The 18199-nt window shown below is 65.5% G+C and carries 17 protein-coding genes; 5 read left to right on the top strand and 12 right to left on the bottom strand.

Annotated elements, in window-relative coordinates:
* Positions 1-117: 117 nt before the first annotated feature.
* The 7 genes from astB to P0M04_RS10925 form a co-directional block, all read right to left on the bottom strand.
* Positions 118-1461, bottom strand: coding sequence for an N-succinylarginine dihydrolase (gene astB / locus P0M04_RS10955; RefSeq protein ID WP_259450518.1), 1344 nt, complete (start codon positions 1459-1461; stop codon positions 118-120).
* Between the two features lie 5 nt (positions 1462-1466).
* The gene (gene astD / locus P0M04_RS10950) at positions 1467-2951 is read right to left on the bottom strand and encodes a succinylglutamate-semialdehyde dehydrogenase (RefSeq protein ID WP_259450517.1); all 1485 of its coding nucleotides are present in this window, start codon (positions 2949-2951) and stop codon (positions 1467-1469) included.
* Positions 2944-3975 carry an arginine N-succinyltransferase gene (gene astA, locus P0M04_RS10945; RefSeq protein ID WP_259450516.1) on the bottom strand — a complete coding sequence of 344 codons (1032 nt, stop codon included), beginning with the start codon at positions 3973-3975 and terminating at the stop codon, positions 2944-2946. Before astA ends, astD begins: the two co-directional genes overlap by 8 nt.
* A 20-nt stretch (positions 3976-3995) precedes the next feature.
* On the bottom strand, positions 3996-5036 hold the full coding sequence (locus P0M04_RS10940) for an arginine N-succinyltransferase (protein WP_259450515.1): 1041 nt from the start codon (positions 5034-5036) through the stop codon (positions 3996-3998).
* Between the two features lie 78 nt (positions 5037-5114).
* The gene (locus P0M04_RS10935; RefSeq protein WP_259450514.1) at positions 5115-6356 is read right to left on the bottom strand and encodes an acetylornithine/succinyldiaminopimelate transaminase; all 1242 of its coding nucleotides are present in this window, start codon (positions 6354-6356) and stop codon (positions 5115-5117) included.
* A gap of 192 nt (positions 6357-6548) precedes the next feature.
* Positions 6549-7487: a GlxA family transcriptional regulator gene (locus P0M04_RS10930; RefSeq protein WP_259450513.1), complete on the bottom strand. Its 939-nt coding sequence runs from the start codon at positions 7485-7487 to the stop codon at positions 6549-6551.
* An 18-nt stretch (positions 7488-7505) separates the two neighbouring features.
* Positions 7506-8420, bottom strand: coding sequence for a DMT family transporter (locus P0M04_RS10925; RefSeq protein ID WP_259450512.1), 915 nt, complete (start codon positions 8418-8420; stop codon positions 7506-7508).
* Between the two features lie 98 nt (positions 8421-8518).
* On the opposite strand from P0M04_RS10925, the gene P0M04_RS10920 reads away from it, so the two are divergent.
* The 5 genes from P0M04_RS10920 (at position 8519) to P0M04_RS10900 (ending at position 12212) form a co-directional block, all read left to right on the top strand.
* On the top strand, positions 8519-8989 hold the full coding sequence (locus P0M04_RS10920; protein ID WP_259450511.1) for a MarR family winged helix-turn-helix transcriptional regulator: 471 nt from the start codon (positions 8519-8521) through the stop codon (positions 8987-8989).
* A gap of 1 nt (position 8990) precedes the next feature.
* Positions 8991-9272, top strand: coding sequence for a hypothetical protein (locus tag P0M04_RS10915; protein ID WP_259450510.1), 282 nt, complete (start codon positions 8991-8993; stop codon positions 9270-9272).
* Positions 9273-9301: 29 nt separating this feature from the next.
* On the top strand, positions 9302-10138 hold the full coding sequence (locus P0M04_RS10910; protein WP_259450509.1) for an HDOD domain-containing protein: 837 nt from the start codon (positions 9302-9304) through the stop codon (positions 10136-10138).
* A gap of 196 nt (positions 10139-10334) precedes the next feature.
* A complete protein-coding gene (locus P0M04_RS10905; RefSeq protein ID WP_259450508.1) occupies positions 10335-10850 on the top strand; it encodes a porin family protein in 516 nt (171 codons plus the stop codon).
* A gap of 393 nt (positions 10851-11243) precedes the next feature.
* Complete coding sequence (locus P0M04_RS10900; protein ID WP_259450507.1) at positions 11244-12212, top strand: MerR family transcriptional regulator; 969 nt, start codon at positions 11244-11246, stop codon at positions 12210-12212.
* 190 nt (positions 12213-12402) lie between these two features.
* Here P0M04_RS10900 and secF read toward each other — a convergent pair whose 3' ends face one another.
* From secF to queA, 5 genes are all read right to left on the bottom strand, one after another.
* Positions 12403-13425, bottom strand: a complete 1023-nt coding sequence (gene secF, locus P0M04_RS10895) for a protein translocase subunit SecF (RefSeq protein ID WP_259450506.1) — start codon at positions 13423-13425, stop codon at positions 12403-12405.
* A gap of 12 nt (positions 13426-13437) precedes the next feature.
* On the bottom strand, positions 13438-15324 hold the full coding sequence (gene secD / locus P0M04_RS10890) for a protein translocase subunit SecD (protein ID WP_259450505.1): 1887 nt from the start codon (positions 15322-15324) through the stop codon (positions 13438-13440).
* Between the two features lie 57 nt (positions 15325-15381).
* On the bottom strand, positions 15382-15714 hold the full coding sequence (yajC, locus tag P0M04_RS10885) for a preprotein translocase subunit YajC (protein ID WP_036234629.1): 333 nt from the start codon (positions 15712-15714) through the stop codon (positions 15382-15384).
* 160 nt (positions 15715-15874) lie between these two features.
* Positions 15875-17014: a tRNA guanosine(34) transglycosylase Tgt gene (gene tgt, locus P0M04_RS10880; RefSeq protein ID WP_259450504.1), complete on the bottom strand. Its 1140-nt coding sequence runs from the start codon at positions 17012-17014 to the stop codon at positions 15875-15877.
* Positions 17015-17018: 4 nt separating this feature from the next.
* Positions 17019-18065: a tRNA preQ1(34) S-adenosylmethionine ribosyltransferase-isomerase QueA gene (gene queA / locus P0M04_RS10875; RefSeq protein WP_259450503.1), complete on the bottom strand. Its 1047-nt coding sequence runs from the start codon at positions 18063-18065 to the stop codon at positions 17019-17021.
* Positions 18066-18199 lie beyond the last annotated feature (134 nt).

Genomic DNA, 18199 nt, shown 5'->3' with positions numbered 1-18199 from the left:
TGGTTGTTGCGCCGGGTTCGGCGCGGCTTGTGGCCACATGTTCCCGGCTGGTACGGACAGGGTTGTCCCGTCCAGATCTCTTATGCTTCCTGTCTCCGGAAACGATTCGCTATTAAATCATGAAAGGTCGTAAAGACCGGGCAAGCCCAGGATGCGTTCCAGGTCTTCCAGCGCGGCCGCGCACTCGATGGCCAGCTGCGGGTCGGCCAGGTCCTTCGGCTCCACGCGGTCGCGGTAATGACGCTCGACCCACGGCACGAGGCGTGCATACAGGTCTTCCGTCATCAGCACGCCCTGGTGCATCGCGGCCGCTTCCTCGTCCGTGAGCACCACGCGCAGGCGCAGGCACGCGGGGCCGCCGCCGTTGCGCATGCTCTGGCGCAGGTCGAATTCGATCAACTCGTCGATCGGGCCACCGGAAGCCACCAGCTGCTCCAGGTAGCGCGCCACGGTCGCCGTCTCGCGGCATTCGTGCGGGACGACGAGCGCCATGCCGCCGTCCGGCTTGGACAGCAGCTGGCTGTTGAACAGGTAACTGGCGACGGCGTCGGCGACGGGAACGACGCCCGTGTCGACGCGCACGGCGCGCAAATCGGTGCCCGTGACGCCGAGCGCACGGCGAAGCAGATCCAGCGTGGATGCTTCGTCGGCGAACGCCTGCTCGTGGTAGAACAGTACGTTGCCGTTGCCGACCGCGATCACGTCGTTATGAAACACGCCCTGGTCGATCACGGCCGGATTCTGCGACGCGAACACCGTGCGTGCCGCGTCCAGGCCGTGCAGGCGGGCGACGGCCTGCGACGCTTCCAGCGTCTGGCGGGCCGGGTATTTCACAGGTGCCGGTGCGGACGGGTCGAACTCGACGCGTCCGTAGACAAAAAACTCGACGCCGGACGCACCGTGGGCACTGGCGAAGCGCGTGTGGTTGGCGGCGCCTTCGTCGCCGAATGCGGGCGTCGACGGCAGCGGATCGTGCACGACGAAGCGATCCGGATTCGCGAACAGGGCGCGCAGGGTGCGCGTCGCCTGCACGTGCTCTTCGGCGCGGTGCAATTTATTGTTCAGGTTCGCGGCCGTGAAGTGCACGCGGCCATCCGCCGTGTCGGCCGACGGGCTGACGGTGGCGGCGTTCGCCGTCCACATCGGCGATGCCGAGTAGGCGCAGGCCAGGATCACGGGCGATTCGCGGTAGGCCTGCGCCAGCACGTCCGCATCCGTGCCGGAAAAGCCGAGGCGGCGCAGCAGGCGGAAGTTCGGACGCGCCTGCGGCGGCAGCAGGCCTTGCGCAAAGCCGCGCGCGGCCAGGGCGCGCATCTTCGCGAGGCCCTGCAGCGCGGCCTGGCGCGGGTTCGACGCGCTGCGCACGTTGTTGAACGAGGCGACGTTGCCGAACGAGAGGCCGGCGTAGTTGTGCGACGGGCCCACGAGGCCGTCGAAATTGAATTCGCGTGCGTTGCGCATATCGTTCAGAAGGTGAGACCGGGCGACAGCTTGGCCGGCATGTCCAGTTCGGAGGTTTCGATGGAAGCGACCGGGTACGCGCAGTAGTCGGCCGCGTAATAAGCGCTCGGACGATGGTTGCCGGACTTGCCCACGCCGCCGAACGGCGCGGAGCTGGCGGCGCCCGTCGTCGGACGGTTCCAGTTGACGACACCCGCGCGCGCCTTGATCGCGAAGCGCTTCCACAGGTCTTCCGACGGCGACAGCAGCGCGGCGGCGAGGCCGTACTCCGTGGCGTTGGCGGCGTCGATGGCGCGGTCGAAATCGGCCACGCGCACGATCTGCAGCAGCGGTCCGAACCACTCTTCGTCCGGGATGCCCTTCGCGTCGGTGACGTCGACGATGCCGGCGGTGACGAAGCCCGCGTTCGGGTCGAGCTGGCGCATGCGCAGCAGCACCTTGCCGCCCTGCGCTTCCATCATTTCCTGCGCCTGCACGAGGCGCTTCGCGACGGCGGCCGAGACGACGGGCCCCATGAACGGCTGCGGCTCCGCATTCGACGGGCCGACGGCCAGCTTGGCGGCGACTTCCACGAGACGGTCGATGAACGCCTGTCCTTGCGGCGTGTCCTGCACGATCAGGCGGCGCGCGCACGTGCAACGCTGGCCGGCCGAGATAAACGCGGACATGACGGCGTGGTGCACGGCCGCGTCGATGTTTTGAACGTCCCACACGACGAGCGGGTTGTTGCCGCCCATTTCCAGCGCCAGCATCTTGCCCGGCTGGCCGCCGAACTGTTTATGCAGCGCGACGCCCGTCTGGCTGCTGCCGGTGAACAGGATGCCGTCCACGTCCGGATGCTGCGACAGTGCCACGCCGGTCGCGCGGCCGCCGTTCACGAGGTTCAGCACGCCGCGTGGCAGGCCGGCCTGTTCCCACAGCTGCACGGTACGCACGGCGGTGCGGGGCGCGTATTCGCTCGGCTTGAACACGAGCGTATTCCCCGCGATCAGCGCCGGCACGATGTGACCGTTCGGCAGGTGGCCGGGGAAATTATAGGGGCCGAACACGCCGAACACGCCGTGCGGACGGTGGCGCAGCACGGCATTGCCGTCGGCGACCTTGGCGGCCGTCTCGCCCGTGCGCGCGGCATGCGACTGCACGGAGATGTCGACCTTGTTGGCCATCGTCGTCACTTCCGTGCGGGCTTCCCACAACGGCTTGCCCACTTCCTCGGCGATGATCGCGGCCAGTTCCTCGTTGTGCTCCTTGAGCAGGTCGCGGAAGCGCTGGCAGATGGCGATGCGTTGTTCGAGCGGCGTGAGCGCCCAGTCTTCGAACGCGGCGCGCGCGGCTTTCACGGCGCGGTCCACATCCTCTGCCGTGGATTCGTTGCTGGTCCAGGTCTGGCGGCCGGTGGACGGGTCGATCGTGTCGAGCTGCGGACCGGAACCGGCCAGCCATTCGCCGCCGATGTAGTTAGCGCAGTTAGAGCTCAATTCTTTAGCCATTGTTTTTCCTTACGTTGAGGGCCAGCGAGCGAATAGGGTCGCCCGGCTGGCAATGCAGCAACTGGAGTTCGCGCACGGATAGCGCGACCTTGCGGCCGCCGTCGCAGGCCTGGGTAAGGACCATGCGAAAATCGTCGAGCTTCGTGTTGGAGACGAGCGTGACTTCGCACTCGCCTTCCGGTTGGCCTTCCTCGGCCGTGGCCAGCACGCTGTCGCGCACGGCGCGCAGCTCGGCCACGCGGCCCTGCAGCACGGGGCCCGCGTCGAAGATGTCGACGTAGCCCTCGTAGTGCATGCCTTCCTGTTCCAGCAGCTTCCTCGCGGGGAGCGTGGAGCGGTGCACCTGGCCGATCACGGCCTGCGCGTCTTCCGGCAGGTACGCCACGTACAGCGGCTGGCGCGGCATCAGTTCGGCGATGAAGGACTTCTTGCCGAGCGCCGTGAGGCCGTCGACGTGGTTGAAATCCATCTTGAAGAAGTGGCGGCCGAGGCCTTCGTAGAACGGCGACGTGCCGTCCTCCGCCTGGTAGCCGCGCATCTCGGCGATGATCTTTTCCGTGAACAGGTGCTGGAACTGGGCCATGAACAGGAAGCGGCTCTTCGACAGCCACTTGCCGTTGTAGCCCGTGCGGTATTCCGGCATCAGGAACAGCGAGCACAGTTCCGTCGACCCGGTCAGGTCGTTCGACAGGTACAGCGTGTCCATGCGCGTGAACACGCCCAGTTCGCGGCTGGAGTGCACCAGCGTGCCGATGCGGTAGTTATAAAACGGCTCCGTGAGGCCGACAGCGGCCTTGATGGCGCACACGCCGGCCAGGCGGCCGTTGGACGTGTCTTCCATCACGAACATGTAGTCGCGTTCTTCGGGCGGGATCGTCTGCGCGAACGATGCCACCGCGGTCTCGACGCGCTCGCCCAGCATGGCGCGGTCCGGCTTCAGCGTGGTCATGCCGCTGCCGACCTGGCGCGCCATCTCGATCAGCGGATCGATGTCGTTCAGGGTGATTGCGCGGATTACGAGCATGGGTTCCTCATGGTTGTGCATCAGATGCGTACGCAGATGACGCTGTCGCCGGTCGCGGCACCGAGCGCGTCGCGTGCCGCGGGCGGCAGGCAGATGGACTCGGAACTCTCGGCCGGGTCGCACGGCAGCACGATCGCGCGGAATTTGCGCTCGCTGCTGGCCACCGCGTAATTCACCATCGCGGCCTTGCCACCGCGCGTGGGCGGCTGCAGTTCGGCGTTCGCGACCTTCTTCACCATCGAGCCGGAGAACGACCGCAGCGCGTGCTTGTGCGCCTGCAGGATCGGGCCGCCGTCGAAGATGTCGATGTATTCGTCGGCCTCGAAGCCCTCTTCCGTCAGCAGGTCGAACGCGAGTTCGCCGCTCGGGTGGATCTGGCCCATCACGGCCTGCGCGGGACCGGGCAGCAGCGGCACGTACACCGGGTAGTGCGGCATCAGCTCGACGATCAGCGTGCGGTTACGGGCGCCGCCGATCGTGCGCTCCGCATCGAGGAAATCCATCTTGAAGAACTTGCGGCCCAGTGCGTCCCAGAACGGCGACTGGCCGCCTTCGTCGGTAACGCCGGCCAGCGGCACGAAGAAACGGTCGCCGAAGCGGTGCGGCGCCAGCACGGCATACAGCAGGCGCGCGCGCGACAGCAGCGCCGCTTCGCGCCGGGCCGTGTCGCGGTCGCGAATATAAAAGCCGGACAGCTGCGAATACGCGGTCAGCTCCGAGCACAGGGTCAGCGCGTGCACGCTGTGACTGATGTTCAGGTCGCGCGAGACCTGCTGGATCACATCGTTGCGGAACGCGAAATAGGTGCCGTTCGAACCGGCCGACGCGTGGATCGCGGCGGTGCCGACCAGCTCGCGGCTGTCGACGTCTTCGAGCACGAACAGGTAGGACTCTTCGCTGGGGATGTCGACGTGGGCGGCGAACGACGCCACCGATCGCTCCACGAACGCGGCGATTTTCTCGCGCGTGCGCGGCAGGGTGTGCACTCCCGGCGTGGACGCGGCAAGCAGCGTCTCGAGGGCGCCGACATCCGCTGGTTCTACCGGACGAACTACGTACATGGATTCTCCCGACTAAGGCATCGAACGAACGGAGCCGGCCGGGCTGGGGTGGCCCCCCTTCCGGCCGGGTAATACGGCTTAGCCGGCGAGGAACGCGTCGGCGGCCTGGCGCATGATGCGGTCGGCTTCCGCGATCTGCTCGTCGGACACGACCAGCGCCGGGGCCAGGCGGACGACGTCCGGGCCGGCGATCAGCAGCATCAGGCCGAGCTTTTCCGCGACCTTGGTGTAGTCCTTCGACTTGCCCTTGTAGCCGTCGGCCATCGGCAGGCCGAGCAGCAGGCCCTTGCCGCGCGGCTTGGTGAACAGCTGCGGGTAGTCGGCGGCCAGCTTTTCCAGGTTCGCGACGATCTTGCCGCTCGCCTCGCGCACGCGCGCCAGGAAAGCCGGCTGGTTGATCTGCTCGATCACGGCCAGGGCCACCGACGTCGCCAGCGGGTTGCCGCCGTACGTGGTGCCGTGGCTGCCGACGGCCAGGTATTGGCCGATCTCGGTCGTGGTCAGCATCGCGCCGATCGGGTAGCCGTTGCCCAGGGCCTTGGCCGTGGTCAGCACGTCCGGGGTCACGCCGACGTTCATGTAGTCGTAGAAGGTGCCCGTACGGCCCACGCCCGACTGCACTTCGTCGAACACGAGCAGCGCGCCGGTCTTGTCGCACAGCTCGCGCAGCGTTTTGAGGAATTCGATGTCGCCCGGGATCACGCCACCTTCGCCCTGGATCGGCTCGACGATCACGGCGGCCACGTCATCGCCGATGGCGGCGCGTGCGGACTCGATGTCGTTGTAGTTGATGTGGTTGATTTCCGGCGGCAGCGGCTCGAAGCCTTCGGTGTACTTCGACTGGCCGCCGACCGACACGGTGAACAGCGTGCGGCCGTGGAACGAGGAATAGCACGACACGATGCGCGACTTGTGCGGGCCGAACTTGCCGTGGGCGTACTTGCGCGCCAGCTTCAGTGCGGCTTCGTTGGCTTCCGCGCCCGAGTTGGCGAAGAAGCAGCGCTCGGCGAACGTGGCCTCGATCAGGGCCGACGCCAGGCGCAGGACCGGCTCGTTGGTATAGCCGTTGCCGACGTGCCAGAGCGTGTTGGCCTGGCGGGTCAGCGCCTCGACGACGACCGGGTTGCAATGACCCAGGCTCGAGACGGCGATGCCGGAGGTGAAGTCGAGGTAATGCTTGCCGTCCTGGTCCCAGACGTCCAGGCCCGAAGCACGCACGGGCACCATCGCGGCGGGTGCGTAGGTCGGGACGAGCACCTCGTCGAAAGTCTGGCGTGTGACAGGCCGCGTGGCGACACCCGAGTCGAGCTTAGCATTCATGACGTTTTCCTCATCCAAATAAAAGGTTGCGCGGACTCCAGCAGCCGCGCCGAGCGACTCATTATAGAGAAGCCAATCCTTGCCGTTCTTTCCAAACTGCGACAGGCATTTTCATTTTTGGACGAGCAACATAAACCGGGGTCAGAGCCCGAATTTTGGAAATTGCCCAAAATCGGGCTCTGACCCCGGTGTTTACTGGCTCAGCTTGCGCTGGCGCTCTTCGCGGGGCGTGTTGCCGAACAGCGCGCCGAAGGCGGTGGAAAAGTGGGAGCCGGACGAGAAGCCGCACATCAGCCCCACCTGCACGATGGAGTAGTTGGTGTCGCGCAGCAACTGGCGCGCCCGTTGCAGGCGCAGTTCGAGGTAGTAGCGCGACGGCAGGCTGCCCAGGTATTGCTTGAACAGGCGCTCCAGCTGCCGGCGCGACACGCCCGCCAGCTGGGCGATGTCGTCGGTCGACAGCGGTTCCTCGATGTTCGCTTCCATCAGGGTCACGGCTTCCGTCAGCTTGGGCTGCAGCACGCCGAAGCGGGCTTGCAGGGCGACGCGCTGGCGCTCGTCCGGGCCGCGTACGCGGTCCACGCACAGGATTTCCTTCACTTGCGCCTGCACCGTCGCGCCGAACAGCAGGTCGACGAGGGTCAGCGCGAAGTCGATGCTGGCCGCGCCGCCACAGCTCGTCAGGCGCGCGCCGTCGATCTCGTACAGGTGTGGGCTCAGCAAGGCCTGGTCGGCACGCATGTCGACGTCGGGATACAGCGACCACGGCAACGCCGCGCGCGCACCGTTCAGCGCGCCCGCCTCCGCGAGCCACAGCACGCCCGCGCCGACGCCGCCCCAGCACGGCGCCGCGCGGCAGCGGGAGATGACCATGCGCAGGTTGGCGGGACGCAACCCGGCCTCGGCCTCGTCGGCGACGAGGAGCACGAGGTGCCAGTGGCGCTGGTCGGCCGCGAATTTGTCGGGGGTGCGCACGTCCACGTGCAGGCGTTCCGGCCCCAGCACCTTGGCCGCCAGGCGCAGCGGCTGCACGAGGCCGGACCACGTCAGCGAATCCGGCTCGCCCGCATGCACGAGCAGCACGCGCAGCGGCGCCTCCAGCGCGAGGCGGGATAATTCAGCTTGCTGCATCGGGACAAACAGGGGTCATCACTCGGGGGCGAGCGCGGCGGCCGGCCGGCTTTCGGCATTCCATTGACTGACTATCATACCGGAGATCAACAAAGCCGCGCCGAGCCACCCCCGGCCGCCCATCGCCTCGCCCAGCCAGAAATACGCGAAGAACGCGGCGCCGCCGGGCTCGAACGCATAGATGACGGCCGCCTCGTTGGCGCTGGTGCGCGCCTGCCCCCAAGCCTGCATCGAGATGATGGCGGCCGTGCACAGCACGCCCAGGTAGGCAAAATTCGGCGAGTAGTGAAACAGTCCATGGCCGATATAGGTCCAGTAATTCGCCGCGTCCTCGACGCCGAGCGCGCCCCGCGGCACCTCGCGCGCGAACAGCCACAACGCGGCACACACGGCGACGGTGCCGATCTGCGCGGCCGTCACGGTCATCAGGCGGACGGCGCGGCGCGTATACATCTCCATGACCTTGATGTAGGCGCCAAAGGTGAGCGCGGCCAGCAGCGCGAGCGTGTCGCCGCGGCCCCAGCCGCCGCCGCCATCCCAGCACAGCGAGACGAGTCCCGCGATCGCGAGCAGCAGCGCGATGACGATGTGGCGTTCCGGCAGGCGTCCGCCGAGCAAGCCCAGCAGCGGCACGACGAGCACGTTCAGGCCGCAGATGAACGCGTTGCGGTTCGACGTCGTCAGCGCGAGACCTTCGACCTGGAACAGGTAGCAGAAGAACAGCAGCAAGCCGAGTATGCCGCCCAGCGTCAGGTCCGAGCGGCGTGCGCGCCACAGGAACGGCGACAAGAGCACCGTCGCGATGGCGAAACGGGTCAGAATGATCCAGACGGGAGAAAAATATGCCGTCAGTTCCTTCATCGCGGGAAATGTCGTCCCCCACACGAGGACGACGACGACGAGGGCGAGGATGCCGCGCAGATGCTGGGTCATGAAACGTTGAATGTAGTCTGGCAAGATTGCTATGGTAACGGACGCGGCCGCAACGACGAAGACTGGGGCCTGTCCGCGCCGGCGGCTATAATCGTTTCATGGGTGAACGATATCTGAAGAGTGTGCGCCTGCTGGCCGAATGCCTGCAAGGGTTCGAGCGCTTCGTCGCCGAACCGGTGCGCCGGCATGGGCTGACGCATCCGCAATTCGACATCATCGCCACCCTCGGCAACACGCCCGGCATGACTTACAAGGAACTGGGCGAGCGGACCCTGATCACGAAGGGGACGCTGACCGGCGTCATCGACCGCCTCGAGCAGAAAGGACTCGTGGAACGCGCGCGCAATTGCGACGACAAGCGCTCGTTCCTCGTGCGCCTGACGGCGGAAGGGGATACCCTGTTCCGCAACGTGTTTCCGGCCGTGGTCGCACACGGCAAGCAGCTGTTCGCCGATTATGGCGACGGCGATTTCGAACAACTGGACCACGCGCTGCGCCGGCTGCGCACCCGGCTCGATACGCCGGGCCTGGTCACACCGGGCGGGCATGTTCCCGCCGACGAAGGATGATATGAATACAGCACTACTCGAAGGCAAGAAGCCTCCCCATTTCGACAAGCACATCATCGGCAACCTGCTGCTGGACGTGGCAACGCCCGCCGAAGTGCGCGAGGAACCGATGGTGATCGGCGTGCGCAACGATGCCGGCGAGATCTACCGCCTGATCGGCGCCGCCACCCTGAACAGCTTCATGAACGCGGTCGAGGAATTGTTCGACCTCGGTCTCATCGACGAGCTGCAGGATACCGAGGAACCGAAAGAGGGCTGCGACGCCATTTTCAGCGAGCCTTGACGAAGTTCCTGGGGGTATAATTTTTTCCCATGGACAGAATCGACGCCCTCAAGAGCATTGCCGCGCAAGCCGGGCGCGGCGACCTCCACTTCCCCACCCACGTCGACGCGACGCTCAAGCTGCAGCGCGCGCTGACCGATCCGGAATGCCACATCGACGAAGCGGCGCGCCTCGTGCAGACGGAGCCGCTGCTGGCCGCGCGCACCGTCGCCATCGCCAACTCGGCCGCCTATAACCGCTTCGGCAACGACGTCACCAACGTCAAGGCGGCCGTGCAGCGCGTGGGCTTCCGGACGCTGGGCGCGCTCGCTGCCGCCGTCATCGTGCGCCAGCTCGCGGGCGAAATCCACGACCCCGGGTTGCGCGCCAAGGCCGATCGGTTATGGCTGCACTCGACCCACGTGGCCGCGCTGTCGCAGGTGATCGCGCGGCGCGTGTCGTTCGTCGATCCGGAAACGGCCATGTTCGCCGGCATCGTGCACGAGGTCGGCGGCTTTTATCTGCTGTCGCGCGCGGCCGAGTTCCCGGGCCTGCTGGACGGCGGCGCCGACGAATGGATCGAGCACGGCGAGACCGCCATCGGCCGCGGCGTCCTGCTCAAGCTGGGCGTGCCCGCCCCCGTGATGGGCGCTATCGAAGCGCTGTGGAACGGCATGCGCGCCCTGCCGCCCGAAACCCTGGGCGACACGCTGCTGCTGGCCAACGATCTCTCTCCCGTCGCGTCGCCGCTGCTGGAGCGCGATCCCGGCGTGCCCGGCATCCAGGTAGGCGCCACCATCGACTTCGCCGTCGGCGCAGGCACCCTGAAAACCATCCTCCAGGAATCGGAGGATGAAGTGAACAGCCTCACGGCCGCCCTGGCCTGATTCCCGTTCCTCACATCGACACCGGCCGCTGCATGCGGCCGGCGTCGTTTCGACCATTTGTGACTTTCGAGTCACTTACTTTCATCTTGTTACATTCCTTACCGTTTAAGAACTTCTCTTAGGGAAACACGGTGCTATCTTGACCATATTGCGATTCACGACGAATCGCGAGCCCGAGAACACCAAGGAGTGAACCATGAAGAAACTGCTGCTCGCACTGATCGCCACGTCCGCCGTCGCCGGCGCCGCTCAAGCCCAGACCACCACGCCGCACGCCTATGTCGGCATCGGTGCCGCCACCGCGGACAACAAGTCGACCGACGATTACCACACGAACGCCAAGATCTACGGCGGCTATGAATTCGACCAGAACTGGGGCGTCGAAGCCGGCTACACGAACTTCGACAAGCAGGACATCCCCGGCGGTAACGTGAAAGGTTCCGGCACCTATGTCGCCGGCAAGTACAGCCTGCCCCTGGGCGAGCGCTTCACCGGCTACGGCAAGGCAGGCCTGTCGTACAACGAACGCAAGTACAGCGGCCTGGGCGGCCAGGTCAACAACTATGACACGGGCCTGTACGGCGGTGTCGGCGTCGAATACAAGCTGAACCAGAACTTGGCCCTGAACGCCGAGTACGAGCGTTACGGCAAGGACAAGGCCTTCGGCGCCAAGGCTGACGTCTACACCGTCGGCCTGAAATACGGTTTCTAATTCCCCCTCCCCGGACCCGGCAACGGGTCTGCTGCACCGACGTCGTCCCTGCGCAAGCACGGACGACGTTTTTTTTCGTGGCATCCGGATAAAAAAAATGCCCACTCCGAGGAGCGGGCAAAGTCCAAAACTAGGGATGTCCTGAAAGAGACGAGTCCATCTTAGTTCCCACAGCGCGAGCACTCTGTGCGTGAACTCACATTTGTTAAATATTTTGACTAATTCGTGCGTGGCCGCAAAAAAAACGCCACCCGCAGGTGGCGCCAAGGGCCGTCCCGCCAAGGACGGCCCACCAGCTTGGTTGCTACACACTGCCAATGTAGATGCAAATATCATCAGCGTCCATGACTTGAACCGATATAATCCAAGCTTTCCTGTTCAATTTCGGTTCATATGGACGCAATCGACGAGCAACCCCAGGACAATGCCAGTGACTTGACCTACCGCAGCGGCGTAGCGGCCCGGCTGGCCGGCCTGTCGGTGGAAACCCTGCGTGTGTGGGAAAGACGCTACGACATCTCGGGTACGCGCCGCTCGGCCAGCGGCCAGCGGCTGTACACGGCGGATCAGGTGCAACGCCTCGGCCTGTTGAAGCAGTTGGTCGACCGTGGCCATCCCATCGGCCAGCTGGCCCATTTGTCCACGGACGAATTGCGCACGCTGGGCGGCGGCGGCGCGCGCGACGGCATGCCGGTGCGGCCCATCGACATCGTCGTCATCGGCCTGGGCCTCGCACGCCGGATCGCCGCGAGCCCGCACGACACCCTGCTGCTGAACGTACGGGCCAGTTGCTCGCGCTTTGAACCGGCCGAGTGCCTGGGGCCGGACCTGCGCACCGAGGTGCTGCTGGTGGAATTGTCCGAACTCGACGAGCACGCGATCCCGATGATCGCAGCGGCAAGCAGCGCCCTGCATGCGGCGGCCGTCGTCGTGCTGTACCGCTTCAGCCCGAGCGCGACCATCCGCGCGCTGCGGGCGCAAGGCTGGCTCGTGGCGCGCGTGCCATCCGAAATGGGTGAACTGGTGCCGTTGTGCCGGCAGGCGCTGGAAGGACAGCATTTGCCGGCCCGCGCCGCCGACGCCCTGCCCACGGGCCCGCGCTTCGACGAAGAGACGCTGGCCGGCATCACGGGCGCGAGCAGCGCGCTGGCCTGCGAATGCCCGCGCCACATGGCGGAACTGCTGCTGATGGTCGGGAGTTTCGAGCGCTACAGCGCCCAGTGCGCGTCGCGCAACAGCGCGGACGCGCAAGTCCACCTGGATCTGCACCAGTCCGCGGGCCAGGCCCGCATGATCCTCGAGGCGGCGCTGGAGCGCCTGGCGCGCGCGGAAGGGATCCCGCTGCCGCCGCCGGCCGGATAAAAAAAAACCCGCTCCTTGCGGGAGCGGGTGAAGTCCAAAACTAGGGATGTCCTGAAAGAGACGAGTCCATCTTAAGGCCGCCTTGTGTCGGCGCTCTGTGCGCTGCTTCACACAATGCAAAAAAAACAAAAGCCGCCACGGCCAGGCCGGGCGGCTTTTGCTTTTACGCAGTCCAGGACGATACGCGTACTTACACGACGGCGCCGTCCGTTTCGTCCTTGGCCTTGATCGGCTTGATCAGGTCTTCGCGCTTGACGCCCAGCCACATGGCGATGGCGGCCGCGACGAACACGGACGAGTAGATACCGAACAGGATACCGATGGTCAGCGCGATCGCGAAGTAGTGCAGCGTCTGGCCGCCGAAGAACAGCATCGACAGGACCATCATCTCGGTACAGCCGTGGGTGATGATCGTACGCGAGATCGTGCTCGTGATCGCGTGGTCGATGACCTGGGTCACGGACAGCTTGCGCTCCTTGCGGAAGGTCTCGCGGATCCGGTCGAAGATCACGACCGATTCGTTCACGGAGTAACCCAGCACGGCCAGCACCGCGGCCAGCACCGTCAGCGAGAATTCCCACTGGAAGAAAGCGAAGAAGCCCAGGATGATGACGACGTCGTGCAGGTTGGCGACGATCGCGGCGACGGCGAACTTCCATTCGAAGCGCACGGCCAGGTAGATCATCACGCCGACGACCACCATGATCAGGGCGTTCAGGCCGTTCTGCGCCAGCTCGTCGCCGACCTGCGGGCCGACGAATTCGACGCGCTGCTGGCTCAGCACCTCCGCGCCCGCCGCGTTGACGCAGCTGGTGCGGGCGACGTTCTCGCCCTTGTCGGTGGTGATTTGCACCTGCTTCGGCGTGCCGGATTCGGCCGCGCACAGCGCGTTGAACACGGTAGCCGACGTGCCCGAACCGGCGACCTCCTTGCGGATCGGCAGGCGCAGCATGATGTCCTGCGCGGTGCCGAAGCTCGTCACTTCCGGCTGCTCGTAACCCAGTTTTTCCAGCGTGTGGCGGATCTTTTCCTGGTCGGCCGCGTGCGGATAGCGCAGTTCCATCACGGTACCGCCCGTGAACTCGACCGAGAAGTGCAGGTGCTTGGTCACCAGGAAGAACACCGCGGCGACGAAGGTCAGCGCCGAGATCACGTTGAAGATCAACGCGTGGCGCATGAACGGGATGTCCCGTTTAATCTTGAAAAATTCCATGTTCTACCCCGGTTATCCTTTCTTGACGGCCGCCTTGGCCGCGGCGGCATCCGCATTCCACACGGTGCCGATGGCGATCTTGCCGAGCTTCTTCTTGCGGCCGTACCACAGGTTCACGACGCCGCGCGACAGGAACACGGCCGAGAACATCGACGTCAGGATGCCCAGGCAGTGCACGACGGCGAAGCCGCGCACGGCGCCCGAACCGAACACCAGCAGCGCCAGGCCGACGATCAGGGTCGTCACGTTCGAGTCGAGAATGGTCGCCCACGCATGGCTGAAACCGGCCGAGATCGCCGCCTGCGGTGTGTTACCCGCCCGCAGTTCTTCACGGATGCGTTCATTGATCAGCACGTTAGCGTCGATCGCCATACCCAGCGCCAGCGCGATTGCCGCGATACCCGGCAGGGTCAGGGTCGCGCCCAGCATCGACAGCAGGGCCAGCAGGAACAGCAGGTTGCACGCCAGCGCCACGACACTGAAGAAGCCGAACAGCTGGTAGTAGATGATCATGAAGATCGCGATCGCCACGAAGCCCCACAGCGTGGAATGCAGGCCTTTGGCGATGTTCTCGGCGCCGAGCTGCGGGCCGACGACGCGTTCCTCGACGAATTCCATCGGGGCCGACAGCGCGCCGGAGCGCAGCAGCAGCGCCAGCTCGGCGGCGGCCTGCGGGCTGGCCATGCCGGTGGTCTGGAAGTTCGCACCGAATTCGCTCTGGATCGTCGCGACCTGCAGCACGTTGTACTTGCCCTTCTCCTTCAGCAGCGTGGCCATGCGCTTGCCGACGCGCTCGCGCGTCATGGCGCGCATCTTGCGGCCGCCTTCGGCGTTCAGCTCGATGTTCACGGCCGGACGCTGGTTCTGGTCGAAGCCGGCGACGGCGTTGATGACGGAATCGCCGCTCACGAGGACGTCCTTCGACACGACGACCGGCGCGCCGGCGCCTTCGGTGAACAGTTCCGAATTCAGCGGGATCGCGGCGGACAGCTCGGTGCCCGGGGTGACGGTATCGTCGGTCACGCGGAATTCCAGCGTCGCGGTGCGGCCGATGATGTCCTTCGCGTGGGCGACGTCCTGCACGCCCGGCAGCTGGACGACGATGCGGTCGCGGCCCTGTTGCTGGATCACGGGCTCGCTCACGCCCAGTTCGTTGATACGCTTGCTCAGCGCGCTGATGTTCTGCTTGACGCCCTCTTCCACCACGCGCTGCAGCGCGGCCGGCTTCAGGGTCACGATCAGCTTCAGGTCGGAACCGTCGGCGGCGTCGGCAAACGCCAGGTCGGCGTTCTGGGCCAGCGCGTTGCGGGCCTGCGTACGGGTGGCCTCGTCGCGGAACTTGATCTCGATGTTGTTGCCGACGCGGTCGATGCCGGCGTGGCGGATGCTCTTGTCGCGCAGCTCGCTGCGGACGCTGGACAGGACGCCCTTGACGCGGGTCTCCTGCACGGCCTTCGCATCCACCTGCAGCAGGAAGTGCACGCCGCCGCGCAGGTCGAGACCCAGGTTCAGCGGCTTGGCATTGATGGCCTGCATCCAGGCCGGCGTGTTCTTGACCAGGTTGACGGTGACGATGTAGTCGGGGTCGGCCGGGTCACGGTTCAGGTCGCGCTCCAGCGCGGTCTTGGCCTTGAACTGGATATCGGGGGTCGCGAAGCGCGCACGCACGGAAGCGCTGTCGCCCGATCCTTCCAGACCCACGGCGTCGGCAGGAATACCTTCGCGCTTGAGCGCTTCGGCAACCCGGGCGGCCGTGTCGCTGTTGACCTTGACGGTCGCCTTGGAGGTCGTCACCTGCAGGGCCGGCGAGTCGACGAAATAGTTGGGCGCCGTGTACAGCAGGCCAACAAGCACTGTCACGAGGATCAGTATGTACTTCCAGAGGGGGTAACGATTCATGATGTTCCAGCGTTCAGGATCGGGCGGGAAGCGCGGCGCTCTGGCCGCGCGGCCGGATTACAGGGACTTCAGCGTGCCCTTCGGCAGCAGCGCGGTCACGGCGTTCTTCTGCACGACCACTTCGGTACCGGCCGCCACTTCGACGGTCACGTACGTGTCGGTCACCTTCGAGACACGGCCCAGCAGGCCGCCGGCGGTGATGACTTCGTCGCCCTTGGCCAGCGCGTCCATCATGGTTTTCAGTTCTTTCTGGCGCTTCTGCTGCGGACGGATCATGAGGAAGTACATGACCACGAACATCAGGATCAGCGGGGCGAACGTGGTGAGGTTACCCATCAGACCCGGATCGGCTGCACCGGCGGTTTGCGCGTAAGCGTTGGAAATGAACACAAGGACTCCGATTATGAGATGAAAAAACAAGCGCTGTATTCTAGCACCGGCAAACTTGCAACAGCCAGTTTCCCGCCATGTGGGAACGGCGTGCCCGAATGCAAGACGTTATCGGAAAATTAATTGTAGGGTGGGCACCCCGTGCCCACCCAACGTGGGATCACACGCCGCGGGCGCGGTCTGCGTTGAACTGCAGGCGGAAGGCGTGGAACCGATCCGCATCGATGGCGTCGCGGATCTCCTGCATGAGGTTCAGGTAGTAATGCAGGTTGTGGATGGTGTTCAGGCGCGCCCCCAGGATCTCCTTGGAGCGGTGCAGGTGGTGCAGATAGGCGCGCGAGAAATTCTTGCAGCAGTAGCACGAGCACGACTCGTCCAGCGGCGACTGGTCGTCCTTGTAGCGGGCGTTCTTGATCTTGAGGTCGCCGAAGCGGGTGAACAGCCAGCCGTTGCGCGCGTTCCGGGTCGGCATCACGCAGTCGAACATGTCGACGCCGTTCGCCACGCCCTCGACCAGGTCTTCGGGCGTGCCGACGCCCATCAGGTAGTGCGGCTTGTTTTCCGGCAGGCGCGGGCCAACGTGCTGCAGCACGCGCATCATGTCTTCCTTCGGCTCGCCCACCGACAGGCCGCCAATGGCCAGGCCGGGGAAGTCGATCTCTTCCAGCCCGGCCAGCGATTCGTCGCGCAGGCGCTCGTACATGCCGCCCTGGACGATGCCGAACAGCGCGTTCGGGTTCTCGCCCTTGTTAAATTCGTTCATGGAGCGTTGCGCCCAGCGCAGCGACATGCGCATCGACTTGGCCGCTTCCTCGCTCGTGGCCGGACGGCCGTCGATCTCGTACGGCGTGCACTCGTCGAACTGCATGACGATGTCCGAGTTCAGCGAGCGCTGGATCTGCATCGAGATTTCCGGCGACAGGAACAGGCGCGAGCCGTCGATGGGCGACGCGAACTTCACGCCCTCTTCCGTGATCTTGCGCATCGCGCCCAGCGAGAACACCTGGAAGCCGCCGGAGTCGGTCAGGATCGGCTTGTCCCAGCCCATGAAGCCGTGCAGGCCGCCGAACTTGTCCATGACGTCCGTGCCCGGGCGCAGCCACAGGTGGAACGTGTTGCCGAGGATGATCTGCGAGCCCACGTCCTTCAGCTCGTTCGGCGCCATCGCCTTGACGGAGCCATAGGTTCCGACGGGCATGAAGATCGGCGTCTCGATGGTGCCGTGGTTCAGTTTTAAACGACCGCGGCGCGCGTGCGACAGGCCGCTCGTGTCTTTTTTAAGGAGGGTAAATTCGAGCATGGGTTCAATTCGTCTTGGTTGCCCGCGAATGCGTCGTCAGCAGCATCGCGTCGCCGTAGCTGAAGAAGCGGTATTCGCTGGCGATCGCGTGCGCGTATGCGGCGCGGATCTCGTCGTAGCCGGCAAAGGCCGAGACGAGCATCATCAGCGTCGACTTGGGCAGGTGGAAGTTGGTGATCAGGCGGGTGACTGTCTTGAACAGGTAACCCGGCGTGATGAACAGGTTGGTGTCGCCGCTGCCGGCCACGAGCTCGCCCGACTGCGACGCCGATTCCAGCGCGCGCAGCGACGTCGTGCCGACGGCGACGACATCGCGTCCGGCGTCCCGCGCGGCGCGCACGGCGTCGACGGTCTCTTGCGGGATCGTGTACCACTCGCTGTGCATCTTGTGCTCGGCGAGGTTCTCGACACGCACGGGCTGGAACGTGCCGGCGCCCACGTGCAGGGTCACGTACGCGATGCGCACGCCCTTCGCCGCGACCTTGTCGAGCAGCGCCTCGTCGAAGTGCAGGCCGGCGGTCGGCGCGGCGACGGCGCCCGGTTCCTTCGAATAGACGGTCTGGTAACGCTGCTCGTCGAAATCGTCGGCGTCATGCTCGATGTACGGCGGCAGCGGCAGGCGGCCGTGGGCCTCGATCAGCTCGAACACGTCGCCGTCGAAGTGCAAGGTGAAGAACTCGCCGGCGCGCTCGCCGACGCCGACCTCGAACGCATCGGCCAGGCGGATGCGCGAGCCGGGCTTCGGCGACTTCGATGCGCGCACCTGCGCGAGTACCGTGCGCGGGTCGAGCACGCGCTCGACGAGCACCTCGACCTGGCCCCCGGTGTCCTTCTGGCCGAAGAAGCGCGCCTTCAGCACCCGGGTATTGTTCATCACGAGCGTATCGCCGGCCTGCAATTGGTCGACGATGTCGGAGAATTTACGGTCGGTGATGCGGTCGCCGTCCAGCTGCAGCAGGCGCGACGCGCTGCGGTCGGGCAGCGGCACCTGGGCGATGCGCTCGGGCGGCAGGTCGAAATCGAAGTCGGAGAGGGAGTACGTTTTGCTCATCTGGGAAAAACTCGGCGTGGCGCCTTACAATATGGGCTACAGCGTGCGGCGAACCCATTATTTTACACCCGGATTCCGGCCGGCGGGCGCAGGCCATAACCGTTATGCCCAAATCCTGATAAGCCGACAACACG

This window comes from Telluria mixta (assembly GCF_029223865.1).
Lineage (GTDB): Bacteria > Pseudomonadota > Gammaproteobacteria > Burkholderiales > Burkholderiaceae_D > Telluria > Telluria mixta.
This window is presented reverse-complemented; position numbering and strand designations above follow the sequence as displayed.

Excerpts from the sequence above, each read along its gene's own strand:
- secD (WP_259450505.1), bottom strand. The coding sequence starts at position 15,324 with ATGAATCGTTACCCCCTCTGGAAGTACATACTGATCCTCGTGACAGTG.
- P0M04_RS10940 (WP_259450515.1), bottom strand. The coding sequence starts at position 5,036 with ATGTACGTAGTTCGTCCGGTAGAACCAGCGGATGTCGGCGCCCTCGAG.
- P0M04_RS10925 (WP_259450512.1), bottom strand. The coding sequence starts at position 8,420 with ATGACCCAGCATCTGCGCGGCATCCTCGCCCTCGTCGTCGTCGTCCTC.
- astA (WP_259450516.1), bottom strand. The coding sequence starts at position 3,975 with ATGCTCGTAATCCGCGCAATCACCCTGAACGACATCGATCCGCTGATC.
- P0M04_RS10900 (WP_259450507.1), top strand. The coding sequence starts at position 11,244 with ATGGACGCAATCGACGAGCAACCCCAGGACAATGCCAGTGACTTGACC.
- P0M04_RS10910 (WP_259450509.1), top strand. The coding sequence starts at position 9,302 with ATGGACAGAATCGACGCCCTCAAGAGCATTGCCGCGCAAGCCGGGCGC.
- secF (WP_259450506.1), bottom strand. The coding sequence starts at position 13,425 with ATGGAATTTTTCAAGATTAAACGGGACATCCCGTTCATGCGCCACGCG.
- astD (WP_259450517.1), bottom strand. The coding sequence starts at position 2,951 with ATGGCTAAAGAATTGAGCTCTAACTGCGCTAACTACATCGGCGGCGAA.
- P0M04_RS10930 (WP_259450513.1), bottom strand. The coding sequence starts at position 7,487 with ATGCAGCAAGCTGAATTATCCCGCCTCGCGCTGGAGGCGCCGCTGCGC.
- P0M04_RS10915 (WP_259450510.1), top strand. The coding sequence starts at position 8,991 with ATGAATACAGCACTACTCGAAGGCAAGAAGCCTCCCCATTTCGACAAG.
- P0M04_RS10920 (WP_259450511.1), top strand. The coding sequence starts at position 8,519 with ATGGGTGAACGATATCTGAAGAGTGTGCGCCTGCTGGCCGAATGCCTG.
- tgt (WP_259450504.1), bottom strand. The coding sequence starts at position 17,014 with ATGCTCGAATTTACCCTCCTTAAAAAAGACACGAGCGGCCTGTCGCAC.
- P0M04_RS10935 (WP_259450514.1), bottom strand. The coding sequence starts at position 6,356 with ATGAATGCTAAGCTCGACTCGGGTGTCGCCACGCGGCCTGTCACACGC.
- P0M04_RS10905 (WP_259450508.1), top strand. The coding sequence starts at position 10,335 with ATGAAGAAACTGCTGCTCGCACTGATCGCCACGTCCGCCGTCGCCGGC.
- astB (WP_259450518.1), bottom strand. The coding sequence starts at position 1,461 with ATGCGCAACGCACGCGAATTCAATTTCGACGGCCTCGTGGGCCCGTCG.
- queA (WP_259450503.1), bottom strand. The coding sequence starts at position 18,065 with ATGAGCAAAACGTACTCCCTCTCCGACTTCGATTTCGACCTGCCGCCC.